The 17,296-nt window shown below is 61.7% G+C and carries 15 protein-coding genes and 1 pseudogene; all 16 read left to right on the forward strand.

The window, feature by feature from the left end:
- Positions 1-92 precede the first annotated feature (92 nt).
- Positions 93-1,304, forward strand: a complete 1,212-nt coding sequence (gene cbiE / locus MMG91_RS21560; RefSeq protein ID WP_310660634.1) for a precorrin-6y C5,15-methyltransferase (decarboxylating) subunit CbiE — start codon at positions 93-95, stop codon at positions 1,302-1,304.
- Complete coding sequence (locus MMG91_RS21565) at positions 1,297-2,394, forward strand: cobalt-precorrin-5B (C(1))-methyltransferase (protein ID WP_310660635.1); 1,098 nt, start codon at positions 1,297-1,299, stop codon at positions 2,392-2,394. Before cbiE ends, MMG91_RS21565 begins: the two co-directional genes overlap by 8 nt.
- On the forward strand, positions 2,391-3,110 hold the full coding sequence (locus MMG91_RS21570) for a cobalt-precorrin-6A reductase (protein ID WP_310660636.1): 720 nt from the start codon (positions 2,391-2,393) through the stop codon (positions 3,108-3,110). Before MMG91_RS21565 ends, MMG91_RS21570 begins: the two co-directional genes overlap by 4 nt.
- 208 nt (positions 3,111-3,318) lie before the next feature.
- Positions 3,319-3,717 (forward strand): DUF2946 domain-containing protein, encoded by a 399-nt coding sequence (locus tag MMG91_RS21575; RefSeq protein ID WP_305504276.1) that lies wholly within the window; start codon positions 3,319-3,321, stop codon positions 3,715-3,717.
- Positions 3,718-3,765: 48 nt separating this feature from the next.
- Complete coding sequence (locus MMG91_RS21580) at positions 3,766-4,245, forward strand: copper chaperone PCu(A)C (protein WP_310660637.1); 480 nt, start codon at positions 3,766-3,768, stop codon at positions 4,243-4,245.
- Between the two features lie 21 nt (positions 4,246-4,266).
- Positions 4,267-4,692, forward strand: a complete 426-nt coding sequence (locus MMG91_RS21585) for a DUF2946 domain-containing protein (RefSeq protein WP_310660638.1) — start codon at positions 4,267-4,269, stop codon at positions 4,690-4,692.
- A gap of 84 nt (positions 4,693-4,776) precedes the next feature.
- Positions 4,777-6,894: a TonB-dependent copper receptor gene (locus tag MMG91_RS21590; RefSeq protein ID WP_310660639.1), complete on the forward strand. Its 2,118-nt coding sequence runs from the start codon at positions 4,777-4,779 to the stop codon at positions 6,892-6,894.
- Positions 6,895-7,021: 127 nt separating this feature from the next.
- Positions 7,022-8,401 carry a PepSY domain-containing protein gene (locus MMG91_RS21595; RefSeq protein ID WP_310660640.1) on the forward strand — a complete coding sequence of 460 codons (1,380 nt, stop codon included), beginning with the start codon at positions 7,022-7,024 and terminating at the stop codon, positions 8,399-8,401.
- 203 nt (positions 8,402-8,604) lie between these two features.
- A complete protein-coding gene (locus tag MMG91_RS21600; RefSeq protein WP_310660641.1) occupies positions 8,605-9,393 on the forward strand; it encodes an ABC transporter ATP-binding protein in 789 nt (262 codons plus the stop codon).
- On the forward strand, positions 9,390-10,337 hold the full coding sequence (locus tag MMG91_RS21605) for an ABC transporter substrate-binding protein (protein ID WP_310660642.1): 948 nt from the start codon (positions 9,390-9,392) through the stop codon (positions 10,335-10,337). Before MMG91_RS21600 ends, MMG91_RS21605 begins: the two co-directional genes overlap by 4 nt.
- Complete coding sequence (locus MMG91_RS21610; protein ID WP_310660643.1) at positions 10,334-11,344, forward strand: iron ABC transporter permease; 1,011 nt, start codon at positions 10,334-10,336, stop codon at positions 11,342-11,344. The genes MMG91_RS21605 and MMG91_RS21610 overlap by 4 nt, the downstream gene beginning before the upstream one ends.
- Before the next feature lie 546 nt (positions 11,345-11,890).
- Positions 11,891-12,139: pseudogene (locus MMG91_RS21615) on the forward strand (DUF6124 family protein); the annotation flags it as partial.
- Positions 12,140-12,376: 237 nt separating this feature from the next.
- Complete coding sequence (urtA, locus tag MMG91_RS21620; RefSeq protein ID WP_310660644.1) at positions 12,377-13,642, forward strand: urea ABC transporter substrate-binding protein; 1,266 nt, start codon at positions 12,377-12,379, stop codon at positions 13,640-13,642.
- 140 nt (positions 13,643-13,782) lie between these two features.
- Positions 13,783-15,285, forward strand: coding sequence for an urea ABC transporter permease subunit UrtB (gene urtB, locus MMG91_RS21625; RefSeq protein WP_310660645.1), 1,503 nt, complete (start codon positions 13,783-13,785; stop codon positions 15,283-15,285).
- Positions 15,285-16,364, forward strand: coding sequence for an urea ABC transporter permease subunit UrtC (gene urtC, locus MMG91_RS21630; RefSeq protein WP_310660646.1), 1,080 nt, complete (start codon positions 15,285-15,287; stop codon positions 16,362-16,364). The genes urtB and urtC overlap by 1 nt, the downstream gene beginning before the upstream one ends.
- A complete protein-coding gene (urtD, locus tag MMG91_RS21635) occupies positions 16,361-17,230 on the forward strand; it encodes an urea ABC transporter ATP-binding protein UrtD (protein WP_305448010.1) in 870 nt (289 codons plus the stop codon). The genes urtC and urtD overlap by 4 nt, the downstream gene beginning before the upstream one ends.
- The last annotated feature ends 66 nt before the right edge of the window (positions 17,231-17,296 follow it).

Below are 17,296 nucleotides of genomic sequence, written 5' to 3' on the forward strand. Positions count from 1 at the left end.
AAGTACGCTTTCCCCGCCATAGACCCGCGTCAGATGACAGAAGCCGCGCTATCATGTCGCCTTTGACGATGAACATTGGATTAAGGAACAACATGGCCTCCTGGCTGACAGTAGTGGGCATTGGCGAAGACGGCTTCAAGGGCTTGGGGAAAAATGCCCGACACGCCCTGTTGCGCGCTACGCGGATCGTTGGCGGCCAGCGACAACTGGATTTGCTGCCGGCCTGCATCCGTGGCGAGCGGCAGTTGTGGCCCAGTCCTTTCTCCCTTGAACCCGTTCTGGCGCAGCGTGGCGAACCGATCTGTGTACTGGCCAGCGGTGATCCGATGTTCTTTGGCGTCGGCGCCAGCCTTGCCCGGCAAGTGCCCAACGCTGAAATGCTGATCCTGCCAGCGCCCTCCTCCTGCTCGATTGCTGCCGCGCGAATGGGCTGGCCGTTGCAGGAGGTGGTGACACTTTCAGTGGTTGCCCGGCCCCTCGCCGCACTCAACGCGCAGTTGTTCAGCGGCGTGCGCTTGCTGGTGTTGAGCAACGACGGCCAGAGTCCGGCGGCCATCGCGGCGTTACTGCGCGAGCGCGGTTTCGGGCCGAGTCGCCTCACCGTGCTGGAACATCTGGGCGGCGAAGCCGAACGACGCATCGAGGGTGTCGCCAACGACTGGAGCGAGCCGCAGATCGCCGACCTGAACCTGATCGCCATAGAATGCATCGCTGAACCGAACACGCCACGCCTGTCACGCCTGGCCGGTCTACCGGACTCTGCCTTCCAGCACGACGGCCAACTGACCAAACGCGACGTGCGCGCCATCACCCTCGCCCGCCTCGCACCGACACCCGGCGAACTGCTGTGGGACGTCGGCGCTGGCAGTGGTTCGATCGGCATCGAATGGATGCGTGCTCACCCGAGTTGCCGGGCGCTGGCCATCGAAGCGGATGAAGGGCGGCAGTTGTTGATCGAACACAACCGCGATGCCCTCGGCGTCCCCGGTCTGCAATTGATTCGCGGCAAGGCACCACACGCCTTGGCCGGACTCGAACGCCCGGACGCGATTTTCATCGGCGGCGGCGTCACCCGCGAAGGCGTGCTCGACACGTGCTGGGCGCAACTCAAACCCGGTGGCCGGCTGATTGCCAATGCCGTCACCCTGCAAAGCGAAGTGACCTTGATGGCCTGGCGCGAACGCCACGGCGGTGAACTGACCCGCATTCATGTCGCCCAAGCGCAACCGCTGGGCGAGTTCGACACTTGGCGTCAAGCGCTGCCGATCACCTTGCTGGACGTGACGAAACCCCTCGATGCGTGACGAAACCGCCGAACAACCCGCCCCGCTGCGCAGCGGCCTGACCACCGGCAGTTGCGCCACCGCCACCAGCCTCGCGGCGGCACGCCTGCTGCTCAGTGGCATCGAAGCGGACGCCGTCGAGATCATTCTGCCCAAAGGCAAACGGGTGCAGATGCGCCTGGAATTCTGTCGGCTGATGAACGACGGCGCCGAAGCCGGAACCATCAAGGACGCCGGCGACGACCCGGACGTGACCCACGGCGCCCTGCTCTTTTCCCAAGTGCGCCTGCACAGTGAGCCAGGCATCCGCTTCAGCGCCGGCCGTGGCGTGGGCACTGTCACTCGGCCCGGGCTGGTACTGAACGTCGGCGAGCCGGCGATCAACCCGGTGCCGCGCAAGATGATCACTGATCACCTGACGTTGCTGGCCGAGGAACTGAATTACCAGGGCGGCTTCGAGGTCACGGTGAACGTCGAGGACGGTGAAGCCTTGGCGCTGAAAACCATGAACCCGCGACTGGGGATTCTCGGTGGCTTGTCGATCCTCGGCACCAGCGGCATCGTCCGGCCGTTCTCCTGCGCGGCCTACATCGCCTCGATCCACCAGGGCATCGACGTCGCCAAAACCAACGGATACCTGCACATCGCCGCATGCACCGGCAACGCCAGCGAAGACACCATGCGCCGAGTCTACGATTTGCCGGAAATCGCCCTGATCGAAATGGGCGACTTCGTCGGCGCGGTGCTCAAGCACTTGCGCAAAGTGCCTGTGGATAAACTCAGTCTGTGCGGTGGCTTCGGCAAGATCAGCAAACTGGCGGCCGGGCACATGGATTTGCACAGTCGGCATTCAAGCATCGACCTGCCGCAACTGGCCGAATGGGCTGCGGCGGTCGGCGCGGATGAAGCGTTGCAACAGGCGATCCGCGATGCCAATACCAGTCAACAAGCCTTAGCGATGGCCAGCGCGGCCGGGATCGCCCTTGGCGACGCGGTGTGCCAGCACGCCCTGGACTTTGCCCGCAGCGTGGTGCCGGCGCAGGTTCAGGTCGAAGTGTTCGCCATCGATCGCCAGGGCGGGATTGTCGGCCATGCGGGAGTTCTTCAATGAAGCGCGTGTTGTTGCTCGGCGGCGTGACTGAAGCGTTGGCCATTGCTCGAACCCTGGGGCCGGAACACATCTATAGCCTGGCCGGCGTCGGTCGTGTGCCGACGGATCTGAACTGCCAGGTCCGCGTTGGCGGCTATGGCGGCGCTGAAGGTCTGGCGCAGTTCATCCGGGATGAAGGCATCGACCTGCTGCTGGATGCGACCCATCCCTACGCAGCGCAAATCAGCCACAACGCCGCGACCGCCGCGCGATTGTGCGACATTGCGTGCTGGGCTTTGCGACGTCCGGCCTGGCAACCACACGCCGGAGATGACTGGCGTGAAGTCAGCGACTGGGCCGAGCTGATCGAAGCACTGAAACCCTTCCGGCGACCGCTGTTCACCCTCGGTCGCGAGCCATTGCAGCACCTGCACGAAATCCCGCCGGAGCAATTCTGGACGTTACGTGCGCTGGACGTTTATCCCGGGAATGAGCGCTGCGAAGTGATCGGCGCGCGTGGGCCGTTTCTGATCGAGGATGAACGCGAGCTGTTCGAACGTCGGCAGATCGATGTGCTGATCAGCAAGAACAGCGGCAGCACCGCCACGGAACCGAAACTGGAAGTGGCGCGGGAGCGTGAAGTGCCGGTGCTAGTGTTGAAGCGGCCGGTGTTGCCGGGGGTTGAGCGGGAGTTTGGGTCGGTGGATGAGATACTGGCAGAACTGAGCGCAATCTAACGGACGCGTAAGTAATTGTGGCGAGAGAGCTTGCTCCCTCGCCACAGGATTGTGAATTAGCCTCAACTCATCCGGCATTTCCAATCGATACCGCTACACTCGTTTGAAAGTCTGCTGCGACACCACACCGCACGCGGCTTTTTTACTTATCGCCCCTGATCAGGCTAAATAGCCGCGCCTGATTGCCCACTCAACCGGATCTGCCCTCATGTCCCGACAACGGCTCGCATTTGCCTGGATCGCCTGCTTTGCAGTGCTGTTCAACATGCTCGCCATGCCGATGTCCGGAGCGATGGCGCAAACGGCGAAATCGCCGGCCGAACAGTTGCTGTGGGGCAGCTTCTGCTCTTCCAGCGGCACGAAGCTGGTGGCGATTTCCCTAGGCGACATCGAGCAGAAAGCCCCACAAAGCGACGATCATTCCAACATGCAGCATTGCTGGTGTTGCTCGGGCTCCGCGCCGTTGGTGGCGTTGCCGGGGCATGCTCCGCAGTTGTATTTCGCTCGTTTCGAGGCCAATCGAAGCCTGCCGCCTGCCACGCTCGACATACCGACACCGCGCGAGCAATGGCCGAGTCTTAACCCCCGCGCGTCCCCTCTGGTGTGATTCCTTCTCGCAATTGACCTGCGTTTTGAATCGTTCTGGAGAACTGCCATGTTGAACAAACTCATCGTTCTGGCTGTATTGCTGCTGCCTGCCTGTTTTGCCAATGCTCACGAATACAAGTCTGGCGAACTTGAGATCGCCCATCCGTGGTCGCAAGAATTGCCGCCCAACGCGCCCACCGTCGCCGCGTATTTCGTGATTCACAACAGCGGCAAAACCGCCGACCGATTGCTGAGCGTCGACTCGCCAATCGCAGGCGTTGCCCAGTTGCACGAGCATGTGATGCAAAACGGTCTGATGAAAATGCAGCAAGTGCCCAGCGTCGAGATTCCGGCGGGCGGCGAAACCACCTTCGCACCGATGGCGTATCACGTGATGCTGCTGGAGCTGAAAGACCGCAGCCTGTTGAGCGACGGCAAGCGCTTCCCGCTGACGATGCACTTCGAAAAATCCGGCGATGTGACGGTCGAAGTCGCGGTGCAGAAAAAGGCGCCGGACAGCATGCAAGCGCACATGCACGCCCAGTAATCGCCCCTGTTGAAAACGCCTATGCGCCCGTATAGCGCCAGGCCATCCGTGCACCGCCGTCAGCCAATGAGCCTGACGCGCGGCAGCTGGATCAGCCTGTTCGCCATGCTGATGATCTTTATCGGCCCGCTGATTTCTCAGTCGATGCCGATGGATCAACGCGCCTCGATGTCGATGGACATGCCCATGGACATGTCGGCCATGGCGCATGGCGCGCAACCCGCCGCCGAGCATTGCCCACCCAAAGCCGACCATCACGCACTCTGGGAAAAATGCGGCTATTGCAGCCTGCTGTTCAATTGCCCGGCGCTCACCGGTGGCGCTTCATTCGCCGCTTTCGACGCCCCTCCCGCCACCACCTTCACCACACCCGCCACCCGCCTGGGCCACGCCCGGCAAACCTTCTTCCCCGGTGCCCGCACTCGCGCACCGCCCATCGTCGCGTAAACACCCACCTCCGATCTCACACGGTTTAGAAGACAGCCGCAGGCTGCCGGCCGTGTCGTTTACGACTGTTCGATGGAAATTGTCATGTCCAGGTTTTCTGCTGACACACGTTTGGGCGCTGCCCAGGCTTCTTTTGCCCTGAACGAATCTCGCGTTCGTTTCAGGCACGCCACAGCCGTTCTTTGCGGCTTGCTGCTGACACCGATGGCGCTGGCCGATGAACACGCCGACCACACCGAGGAACTGAGCCCGACGGTGATCACCGCCATTGCGCCTAGTTCGCCGCTGACCATCGTCACCAACCCCAAGGACCCGCGCCAACCGGTGCCGGCCAGCGACGGTGGCGATTATCTGAAGACCATCCCTGGCTTCGCGCTGGTGCGCAACGGTGGCACCAACGGCGATCCGGTATTGCGCGGCATGTTCGGCTCGCGACTGAATATCCTCACCAACGGCAGCATGATGCTGGGCGCCTGCCCTGGCCGCATGGACGCGCCGACTTCGTATATTTCACCGGAAACCTACGACAAACTCACCGTCATCAAAGGCCCGCAAACCGTGCTCTGGGGCCCCGGCGCATCGGCCGGCACCGTCCTGTTCGAGCGTGAGCCGGAAAGCTTCGGCGAACTCGGCACCCGGGTGAATGCCAGCGTGCTGGCCGGCTCCAACGGGCGTTTCGACAAGGTGGTGGACGCTGCTGCCGGCGGACCACTGGGTTACGTGCGAGTGATCGGCAACACCGCGCATTCCGACGATTACAAGGACGGCAACAACGACACCGTGCCCTCGCGCTATGACAAGTGGAACGGCGACGTCGCGGTCGGCTGGACCCCGAACGCCGACACGCTGCTGGAACTGACCGCTGGCAAGGGTGACGGCGAAGCCCGTTACGCCGGGCGTGGCATGGACGGTTCGCAGTTCTTGCGCGAAAGCCTGGGCCTGCGCTTCGAACAGTCAAACATCGGTGAGGTACTGGATAAGATCGAGGCGCAGGTCTACTACAACTACGCCGACCACGTGATGGACAACTACACCCTGCGCACACCGTCCGGTACCGGGATGATGGCCGGCCCCATGGCCTCCAACGTCGACCGTCGAACCCTCGGCGCGCGAATCAAAGCCACCTGGCGCTGGGCCGATGTGCAACTGATCAGTGGCCTGGATGCGCAAACCAACGAACACCGCCAACGCAGCGCCATGGGCGTCGACACCTACAAGGACGTGCCGCGCAACAAGGACGCCGACTTCCACAACTACGGTGTGTTCAGCGAACTGACCTGGTACGCCGCCGACCGTGATCGGCTGATCACCGGTGCGAGACTGGATCGTGCGTCGGCCAAGGATTATCGGCAAACCATCGGCTCCGGGATGATGGCCCGCCCAAACCCGACGGCCGACGACACCCGCGCCGACACACTGCCCAGCGGTTTCGTGCGTTACGAGCATGACCTGGCCGACAGCCCCACCACGCTGTATGCGGGCCTCGGTCACGCCCAGCGTTTCCCGGATTACTGGGAGCTGTTTTCGCCTAAATCCGGTCCCGCCGGTTCGGTGAATGCCTTCGACTCGATCAAGCCGGAAAAAACCACCCAGCTCGACTTCGGCCTGCAATACAAGACCGAAGACCTCGAAGCCTGGGCCTCGGGTTACGTCGGCCAAGTACGTGACTACATCCTGTTCAACTACACGCCGGGGATGATGGGCATGACCTCGCAAGCCGAGAACATCGACGCGCGAATCATGGGCGGCGAACTCGGCGCGGCCTACAAGCTGACGGCCAACTGGAAAGCCGACGCGACCCTGGCTTACGCCTGGGGCAAGAACAGCAGCGACGGCAGCGCGCTACCGCAGATGCCACCGCTGGATGCGCGTTTCGGCCTGACCTACAGCGAAGACAACTGGAGCGCCGGCGCCTTGTGGCGGGTGGTTGCGGCGCAGAACCGCATCGACCAGAACAAGGGCAACGTGGTCGGCAAAGACTTCGACACGAGTTCGGGCTTTGGGGTGTTCTCGCTCAACGGCGCGTACCGGATCAACAAGAACTGGAAGGTCAGCAGCGGCGTCGACAACTTGTTTGGCAAGGCCTACGCCGAACACTTGAACCTGGCGGGCAACGCCGGTTTCGGCTTCCCGGCCAATGATCCGCAAGCCATCAACGAACCGGGGCGCACGCTCTGGACCAAGGTGGATATGAGCTTCTAAAAGCATCGCGAGCAGGCTCGCTCCCACATGGACAGTGTTGAACCTGTGGGAGCGAGCCTGCTCGCGATCGGTTGCGCAGCAACCGCAACAAACAACTAAAAGATCCAAGCCTAGCGGAGCGTTCCTGATGAAACAGCCCAAACCGAATTTCTACAACCTGGCCTGGCGCTGGCATTTCTATGCCGGCCTGTTCGTCGCGCCATTCATGGTGATGCTGGCCCTGACCGGCATCATCTACCTGTTCAAGCCGCAACTCGATCCGTTGATGTACGGCAGCCTGCTGAACGTCCCTGCGGCCCATCACAAAGTCTCCGCCGACGACCTGCTCAAGCGCGTAAAAGAGGCGTACCCACAAGGCCAGATCAAACAGTACCTGCCGCCAATCAACGCCGAACGCAGTGCGCAGTTTGTGGTGATCAACGAAGGTCATGAACTGAACGTGTTCATCGATCCGTACCACGGCGACATCCTTGGCGAGCAAGACGCGAAGCAGAATCTGCAAGCGATGGCGCGCTCGATTCACGGCGAGTTGATGATCGGCACCGTCGGTGATCGGCTGGTAGAACTGGCCGCCGGTTGGGGCGTCGTGCTGGTGGTTTCCGGGGTATTTCTGTGGTGGCCGCGCGGCCAGTCCGCCGGGATTCTCTGGCCACGCTTGAACAGTCGTGGCCGAGTGCTCTGGCGTGACCTGCACGCCGTAACCGGGTTCTGGGGCGCGGCATTGCTGCTGGTGATGCTGCTCAGCGGCATGACCTGGACCGGGTTCTGGGGCAAGCAATACGCCGACCTCTGGAACCGCTTCCCGGTCGCCATGTGGAATGACGTGCCGAAGTCCGATGTCGAGGCCCGCAGCCTCAACAGCGCCACGCGCCAGACCGTGCCTTGGGCCATGGAAAACACGCCGATGCCGATGTCCGGCGACCATGCCGAACACATGGCTCACACCAGCACGCAAGCCGGTCCGGCGGCGCCGACCATCAGCCTGCAAGACGTGCAAAACATCGCCGTGCAGCGCAAGGTCGAGCCCGGCTACAGCATCACCTTCCCGACTACAGCCACCGGCGTGTTCACCATCGCCGTGTTCGCCGACGACCCGCGCAACGACGCCACCCTGCATGTCGACCAGTACACCGGCGACGTCCTCGCCGACGTGCGCTGGCAGCATTACAGTAACGTCGCCCGGGCCACGGAAGTCGGCGTGATGCTGCACGAAGGCAAGATGTTCGGCCCGTTCAATCAGGTCATCGTGCTGCTGATCTGCCTGATGATTCTGCTCAGCGCCGTGAGCGGCGTGGTGATCTGGTGGAAGCGCCGGCCACAGGGCAAACTCGGGGTGCCGCCGTTGCGTCACGACCTGCCGAAATGGAAAACCGCGATAGTCATTATGTTCGGGTTGGCGGTGATGTTTCCGTTGGTGGGGGCTTCGTTGATTGTCGTGTGGGTATTGGATTGGGCGCTGCTGTCGCGCTTGGGCCGGCAAACTGAATCCACCTCACCTTCATTATGAAAACAGGCGAGATACGCGTACGCGCAAAGCCAATACAATGCGGGCCGCGATCTTTCTTCGTCACCGCCGATTGATCGTTCCCACGCGCAGCAAAGGAATGCAGCCCGGGACGCTCCGCGTCCTCTCCAGAGCCGAACGCGGAGCGTCCGTTGAGGCATTCCCACGCAGAGCGTGGGAACGATCGTTAACGCCAAGAGAAATGCATGACCTCGCTGAACCTCTCGAACCTCGCCTGGACACCCCTGGGCCACGGCCACTGTCATCACCAGTTCCAGCTGCGTGACGCATCGCTGCACGTGGCCGCCGGTGAGTTCGTCGGGTTGATCGGCCCCAACGGCAGCGGCAAAACCAGCCTGTTGCGGTGCGCCTATCGTTTCAGCAAACCGGAAAGCGGTGAGGTCAAACTCGACCACCACAACGTCTGGAAGCAATCCTCACGCTGGTGCGCGCAACGCATCGCGGTGGTGTTGCAGGAGTTCCCCGACGCCTTCGGCCTGACCGTCGAGGAAGTGGTCGCCATGGGCCGCACGCCGCACAAAGGCCTGTTTGATGGCGACACCCTTGAAGACCGAAAACTCGCGACCCACGCCCTCGAATCGGTCGGCCTCAAGGGCTTCGAAGACCACGCTTTTGCCACCCTTTCCGGTGGTGAAAAACAGCGCGTGATCCTCGCCCGCGCCCTAGCCCAACAGCCGCAATTGCTGATCCTCGACGAGCCGACCAACCACCTCGACCCGCGCTATCAGCTGGAACTGTTGCAACTGGTCAAACGCCTGCAGATCGGCACGCTGGCGAGTATTCATGACCTCAATCTGGCGGCGGCCTTCTGCGATCGGCTGTACGTGATCCATCACGGTCGCATCGTCGCCAGTGGCACCCCCAAAGAAGTTCTGACCACACACCTTTTGCACAACGTGTTCGGCGTCGACGCCCTGATCGATGACCATCCCTTGCACGGCTACCCACGAATCACCTGGATAACCCAACCATGACTTTGCGTTCCCTGCTTTGCATCGCGCTGTTGCTGGGCAGTGCCCAAGCCTTCGCCGAGGCCACGAAATACCCGCTGACTGTCCAGAGCTGCAACCGCGAAGTGACCTTCAAGCAAGCGCCGAAACACGCGGTCAGCCACGATATCAACATGACCCAGATGATGCTCGCCCTCGGTCTCAAACCCAGGATGGTCGGCTACAGCGGCGTGTCCGGCTGGAAATCGGTGACGCCCCAGATGCAGACCCTCCTCGACGGTTTGCCGGAGCTGGCGGCCAAGTACCCGTCAGTGGAAACCCTGCTCAACGCCAACGTCGATTTCTTCTTTGCCGGTTGGGACTACGGTATGCGCGTCGGCGGTGATCTCACGCCGCAAACCCTGCAACCGCTGGGTATCAACGTCTATGAGTTGACCGAGTCCTGCGCCTTCGTGATGAAGCGCCCGCCGGCCAGCCTGGAAGACACCTACAACGACCTGCGCAACCTCGGAAAAATCTTCGACGTGCAGGACCGCGCCAACGCCGTGATCGCCCGGATGCAGGCGCAAGTCGCCGAGGTGCGCCAGGACCTGCCGGCGGACAAGCCTCGGGTATTTCTGTACGACAGCGGTGAAGACCGGGCCATGACCTCCGGGCGTCTGGGCATGCCACAGGCGCTGATCGACGCGGCCGGCGGGCGCAACATTCTCGACGACGTCGAGGCGAGCTGGACCCGGGTGAATTGGGAGAACGTGGTCGAGCGCAATCCGCAGGTGATCGTGATCGTTGATTACGGCGAAGTCACCGCCGAGCAGAAGGAGCAATTTTTGCTGAACAACCAGGCCCTGCAATCGGTGGACGCGATCAAGAACCAGCGCTTCATCGTCATTCCGTACGTGCAGGCCACGCCCGGGATCGACAACGTGCTGGCGGTCGAAACCCTGGCCAAGGGTTTCCACGGCGAATGATCGACCGTCGTTATGCCTTGTTGCTGATGGCCCTCGGCGCGCTGTTGCTGGTGTCGTGCGTGGTGTCGCTGGGCTTCGGCCCGGCGCGGGTGCCGGTGGAGGTGGTCTGGCGAATATTGCTGCACAAGATTTTTGGTTTCGGTGCTGCGGACTGGACTGCCGGCCAGGAACACATCGTCTGGCTGATCCGCGTGCCGCGCATGTTGCTCGGTGCGCTGGTGGGCGCCGGTCTGGCGTTGATTGGCGCGGTGCTGCAAGCGGTGACGCGCAATCCGTTGGCTGATCCGCACTTGTTGGGCGTGACCTCCGGCGCGACCCTCGGCGCGGTGATCGTGGTGCTGCATGTCGGTGAGATTGTCGGGTTGCTGACCTTGCCCATCGCGGCGTTCATCGGTGCGTTGTTGAGCATGTTGATCGTGCTGATGATCGCCAATCGCAATGGGCGGCTGGACAGTGATCGGCTGCTGTTGTGCGGCGTGGCGGTGTCGTTCGTGATGATGGCGGTTGCCAATCTGCTGTTGTTTCTCGGTGATCACCGCGCCAGTTCGGCGGTGATGTTCTGGATGCTTGGCGGGCTTGGGTTGGCGCGTTGGGAACTGCTCGCCGTACCCGCCGCCAGTGTGTTGCTTGGGTTGGTGTTGCTGCTGGGCATGGCCCGGCCGTTGAACGCGTTGATGGCGGGTGAACAGACCGCCGTCACCTTGGGCCTTAATGCCCGCACCGTGCGCTTGCGGGTGTTTTTGATTGCCTCATTGATGACCGGGGTGCTGGTGTCCATCAGCGGCTCGATTGGTTTTGTCGGGCTGATGGTGCCGCACATTGCCCGGCGGTTGGTGGGCGCCGAGCATCGTCGGTTGCTGCCCGTCTGCGTGTTACTGGGCAGCCTGTTCCTGGTCTGGGTCGACGTGGCCGCGCGCACCCTGATCGCCCCGGAAGACCTGCCCATCGGCGTCGCCACCGCCGCCATCGGCGGGCTGTTCTTCATCGGCCTGATGCGCCGCCGCTAATTTCCAAAAGAACCACTGCACCTGTGGGAGCTGGCTTGCCTGCGATGACGGCGGCACATTCAACATCACCGTGACTGACCCTCCGCTATCGCGGGCAAGCCCGCTCCCACAGGATTTGTGTCGTACACAAATTTGGGGATTGATCGTTCCCACGCTCCCGCGTGGGAATGCCGCCAGGGACGCTCCGCGTTCCGCTGTTGAATGTTTAACGGATGTGTCAAAACACGGAACTTTCCCACGCTTTTTTCAGGTTGTTCGTCGGACGCGAGCCCTCTAGTCTTGGGCTGTCGCTGAAAACTCAGCGATCGGGTGTGAGAACCCGGTAACAGAGATGTATGAATCTACCGTCAGTATCACCATAATTGCCGCCAGCTATTCGCTGTCTGCAATGCTCTATGGCGGCTGTGTGCGGGCGGACTTCGGTCCGGCCGGTTCTCTGTTCCCGGTTTTCTCACCCTGCACATAGCTGCCACCACTTTCCGTGTGAGAAACGGCAAGTGATGGCCCCTGCATGAACAGAGAACTTAAATGAAGAAATCAGTCCCCGATCCCCCGGATCAATACACCGAAAAACCCCGCCGCCCCAGCACCATGTTCATGGTCGCCCCCAATATGGATACCGAAAGCCTCCTGGCCCACGCCTGTGAATCGTTGGCCACAGCGAGTGTCCTGGCCAGCGACTTTGCCAACGACCTAACCGGCCCACAGCGCTACACGGTGTTGGCGATTCAACAGAGCATCATGCTGGCGGAACTGGCGGTGAACCGGGCGCTGGATAACGTCGACCCGGCGTAGACCGCGTTATCGACCATCGCGGGCTTGCCCGCGATGGCTGCGTCGCCCCAATGTGGCGCACCTTCTCGCACCAACGCGCCAGCCCCGTCCCTTCATGGTGCGTCACCCAAACCCCGCAACCGCTCTAATACGACATTTCCTTGCCCTTCCCCGACCGGGCACAGCCCTTGCTAAAGACCCTTCAGTCGTCCGCATCTGCCAACCATAAAAAACTTTAACGTTCATGGAGATCGCACAATGAAGCGTCGCAGTTTGATCAAGGCTTTCACACTATCGGCAAGCATTGCCGCGATGGGCATGGCCTGGACGGTCCAGGCCGCCGAGACCATCAAGGTCGGTATTCTGCATTCGTTGTCCGGCACCATGGCGATCTCCGAAACCTCGCTCAAAGACATGGCGTTGATGACCATCGACGAAATCAACGCCAAGGGCGGTGTGAACGGCAAAATGCTGGAGCCTGTGGTCGTGGACCCGGCATCGAACTGGCCGCTGTTCGCCGAAAAGGGCCGGCAGTTACTGACCCAGGACAAGGTGGCGGTGGTGTTCGGTTGCTGGACCTCGGTGTCGCGTAAATCGGTGCTGCCGGTGTTCGAAGAGCTCAACGGCCTGCTGTTCTACCCGGTGCAATACGAAGGCGAAGAGATGTCGCCGAACGTGTTCTACACCGGCGCGGCACCGAACCAGCAAGCGATCCCAGCGGTGGAATATTTGATGAGCGAAGAAGGCGGCGGCGCCAAGCGTTACTTCCTGCTCGGCACCGACTACGTTTACCCGCGCACCACCAACAAGATTCTGCGCTCGTTCCTGCACTCCAAAGGTGTGGCGGACAAGGACATCGAAGAGGTCTACACCCCATTCGGCCACAGCGACTATCAAACCATCGTGGCCAACATCAAAAAATTCTCCGCCGGTGGCAAGACAGCAGTCATCTCCACGGTCAACGGCGACTCCAACGTGCCGTTCTATAAAGAGCTGGCTAACCAGGGCCTGAAAGCCACCGACGTTCCGGTCGTGGCGTTCTCCGTGGGCGAAGAAGAACTGCGTGGCATCGACACCAAACCGCTGGTGGGCAACCTCGCGGCGTGGAACTACTTTGAGTCGGTCGAGAACCCGCAGAACAAGAAATTCGTCGCAGACTGGAAAGCCTACGCCAAGAAACACAACCTGCCGGGCGCCGACAAAGCGGTGACCAACGACCCGATGGAAGCCACTTACGTCGGCATCCACATGTGGGCGCAAGCGGCCGAGAAAGCCAAGTCCACCGACGTCGACAAAGTCCGCGAAGCCCTGGCCGGCCAGACCTTCGCCGCGCCGTCCGGCTACACCTTGACCATGGACAAGACCAACCATCACCTGCACAAGCCAGTGATGATCGGCGAGATTCAGGCCGACGGTCAGTTCAACGTGGTGTGGCAGACCGAAGGGCCGATCCGCGCTCAACCATGGAGCCCGTTTATCTCGGGTAACGACAAGAAGCCGGACTATGCGGTGAAGAGCAACTGATTCACCCCGCTTAGCCTGATCGTTCCCACGCTCTGCGTGGGAATGCCTCAACGGACGCTCTGCGTCCGCTTTGGGACGCGGAGCGTCCCGGGCTGCATTCCCACGCGGAGCGTGGGAACGATCATCATAGGACACCTGCTATGCCCACCGCCCTTTACCGTCTCATCCTCGCCATCGCGCTGTTATTGCCGATGGTCGCCCACGCCGGCGACGCCGAAGACTTCGTCGCAGCCAATCCCGTGCAACAAGCAAAACTTCTGGAAGCCTGGGCCGTGCAGCCCGATCCGGCCCGTATCGAACTGATCAACGCCCTGCAACAAGGCGAGTTGACCGTCGACGGCCAACCGAAAACCCTGCGCCTGAACAACCGTCTGCGCGGTCTGATCGACACTGCGCTGGCCAGCCACCAATTACTCGCCGCCGACGCCAAAACCCGTCTGACCGCCGCGCAGCAATTACAGAAAAGCGCCAAACCGGCGCAGCTGAAATTCCTCGACCAGCAATTGGCTGGCGAAAAAGACGAAAGCGTTCACGCCGCCCTGAGCCTGGCACTGGCCAACCTGCAACTGGTCGACAGCGACCCGGCCGTGCGCCTCGCCGCCGTACGTTTGCTCGGTGAAACCGGCGACCCACTGGCCCGCACTCGCCTCGAAGGTTTGCTCGAACCCGGCGTCGAAGCCGATGCCAATGTGCGCACCGCCGCCGAAACCAGCCTCGCCCAGGTCAAACGCAAACTGCTGATCGGCGAAATGCTTGGGCAGGCCTTCAGCGGCATGTCCCTGGGTTCGATTCTGCTGCTGGCGGCGTTGGGGCTGGCGATCACTTTCGGCCTGCTCGGCGTGATCAACATGGCCCACGGCGAGATGCTGATGCTCGGCGCTTACTCGACGTACGTGGTGCAGTTGATGTTTCAGCGCTTCGCCCCGCAGGCCATTGAGTTCTACCCGCTGATTGCCCTGCCGGTAGCGTTTTTCGTCACTGCCGGGATCGGTATGGCGCTGGAGCGCACGGTGATTCGGCACCTCTACGGTCGCCCATTGGAAACCCTGCTCGCCACCTGGGGCATCAGCCTGATGCTGATTCAGTTGGTGCGGCTGGTGTTCGGCGCGCAGAACGTCGAAGTGGCCAACCCGGCCTGGCTCTCAGGCGGGATTCAGGTGTTGCCGAACCTGGTGCTGCCGTACAACCGCATCGTGATCATCGCGTTCGCCTTGTTTGTGGTGGTGCTGACCTGGCTGCTGCTGAACAAGACGCGACTAGGCCTTAACGTGCGCGCCGTCACCCAGAACCGCAACATGGCCGCGTGCTGCGGCGTACCGACCGGGCGCGTCGACATGCTCGCCTTCGGCCTCGGCTCGGGCATCGCCGGGCTCGGTGGCGTGGCGCTCAGCCAGATCGGCAACGTCGGCCCGGACCTCGGCCAGAGCTACATCATCGACTCGTTCCTGGTGGTAGTGCTCGGCGGTGTTGGTCAATTGGCCGGCAGCGTGCTGGCCGCCTTCGGCCTGGGCATCGCCAACAAGATTCTCGAACCGCAGATCGGTGCGGTGCTGGGCAAAATCCTGATCCTCGCGCTGATCATTCTGTTCATCCAGAAACGTCCGCAAGGCCTCTTCGCACTGAAAGGACGGGTGATCGACTGATGAATCAGCCCCTGATGCTCACGGCCACACAAAAGGCCGGCCCCAAGGTCACGATTGCCGTTGGCGCAGTGATCCTTGTTTTACTGCTGGCGCTGCCATTGCTGTCGTTGTTGTCGCCGGACAGTGCGTTTCATATCTCAGCCTACACACTGACACTGGTGGGCAAAATCCTGTGCTACGCCATCGTCGCCCTAGCGTTGGACCTGGTCTGGGGTTACGCCGGCCTGCTGTCCTTGGGCCACGGTCTGTTCTTCGCCCTCGGCGGTTACGCGATGGGCATGTACCTGATGCGCCAGGCCTCGGGCGATGGCCTGCCAGCGTTCATGACGTTCCTGTCGTGGACCGAATTGCCCTGGTACTGGACCGGCACCAGCAGCTTCCTCTGGGCCCTGTGCCTGGTGGTGTTGGCGCCGGGATTACTGGCGCTGGTGTTCGGTTTTTTCGCCTTCCGCTCGCGGATCAAGGGCGTGTATTTCTCGATCATGACCCAGGCCCTGACCTTCGCCGGGATGCTGCTGTTTTTCCGCAACGAAACCGGGTTTGGTGGCAACAATGGCTTCACCAACTTCCGCACCATTCTCGGGTTTGGCATCACTGAACCGGGGACTCGTGCGGTGCTGTTTTTCGCCACGGTGCTGTTGCTGGTGGCGAGCCTGTTCATTGGCTGGCGTCTGGCGCAGAGCAAGTTCGGCCGGGTGCTGACTGCGTTGCGCGATGCGGAAAACCGCTTGATGTTCTGCGGCTACGACCCGCGCGGTTTCAAACTGTTTGTCTGGGTGTTGAGCGCGGTGTTGTGTGGCTTGGCGGGCGCGTTGTATGTGCCGCAAGTCGGGATTATCAACCCGAGTGAAATGTCGCCAACTAACTCTATTGAGGCCGCCGTTTGGGTGGCTCTCGGTGGGCGCGGCACGCTGATCGGCCCGCTGCTCGGCGCGGGGGTGGTCAACGGCATGAAGAGCTGGTTCACCGTGGCGTTCCCGGAATACTGGCTGTTCTTCCTTGGCGCGCTGTTTATCGTCGTGACGTTGTATCTGCCTAAAGGTGTGATCGGTGTGCTGAAGAAAAGGGGCGAACAATGAGGATCACTGCAACGGCTGAATTCATGCTCGAACCGGCCTTCTTCCCCGTGGAGCCCAACAAGGACGCCGGCAGCAGCCGCGACGCCATTGGCCTCGGGCAACGCGTAGGCCCCGGCTTGAATACGCGCCACGGCACCATCCTGACCCTGGAAGACATCAGCGTCAGCTTCGATGGTTTCAAGGCGCTGAACGATCTGAACCTGTACATCGGCGTCGGCGAATTGCGCTGCATCATCGGCCCCAACGGCGCGGGCAAGACCACGCTGATGGACGTGATCACCGGCAAGACCCGTCCCAGTCACGGCAAGGCCTGGTTCGGTGAAACCCTGGACCTGACGCAGATGAGCGAAGTGCAAATCGCCCAGGCCGGTATCGGTCGCAAGTTCCAGAAACCAACCGTGTTCGAAGCCCTGAGCGTGTTCGAGAACCTGGAACTGGCGCAGAAGACCGACAAGTCGGTATGGGCCAGCCTGCGGGCTCGTCTCAGTGGTGAGCAGAAAGATCGCATCAGCGAGGTGCTGGAAACCATTCGCCTGACCGCCTCGGTCAATCGCCCGGCGGGTCTGTTGTCCCACGGTCAGAAACAGTTTCTGGAAATCGGCATGCTGCTGATGCAGGACCCGCAACTGCTGCTGCTCGATGAGCCGGTGGCGGGGATGACCGACGCCGAAACCGAATTCACCGCCGAGCTGTTCAAGCGCCTGGCGGGCAAGCATTCGCTGATGGTGGTGGAACACGACATGGGCTTCGTCGGCTCGATCGCCGACCACGTCACCGTGTTGCACCAGGGCAGCGTATTGGCCGAAGGGTCGCTGGAACAGGTGCAGGACAATGAGCGGGTGATCGAGGTGTACCTCGGTCGCTGATGAGCAATTGATCGTTCCCACGCTCTGCGTGGGAACGCCGCCTGGGACGCTCCGCGTCCCGCTGAC

The organism is Pseudomonas sp. JL3 (assembly GCF_031570575.1).
Taxonomy (GTDB): domain Bacteria; phylum Pseudomonadota; class Gammaproteobacteria; order Pseudomonadales; family Pseudomonadaceae; genus Aquipseudomonas; species Aquipseudomonas cucumis.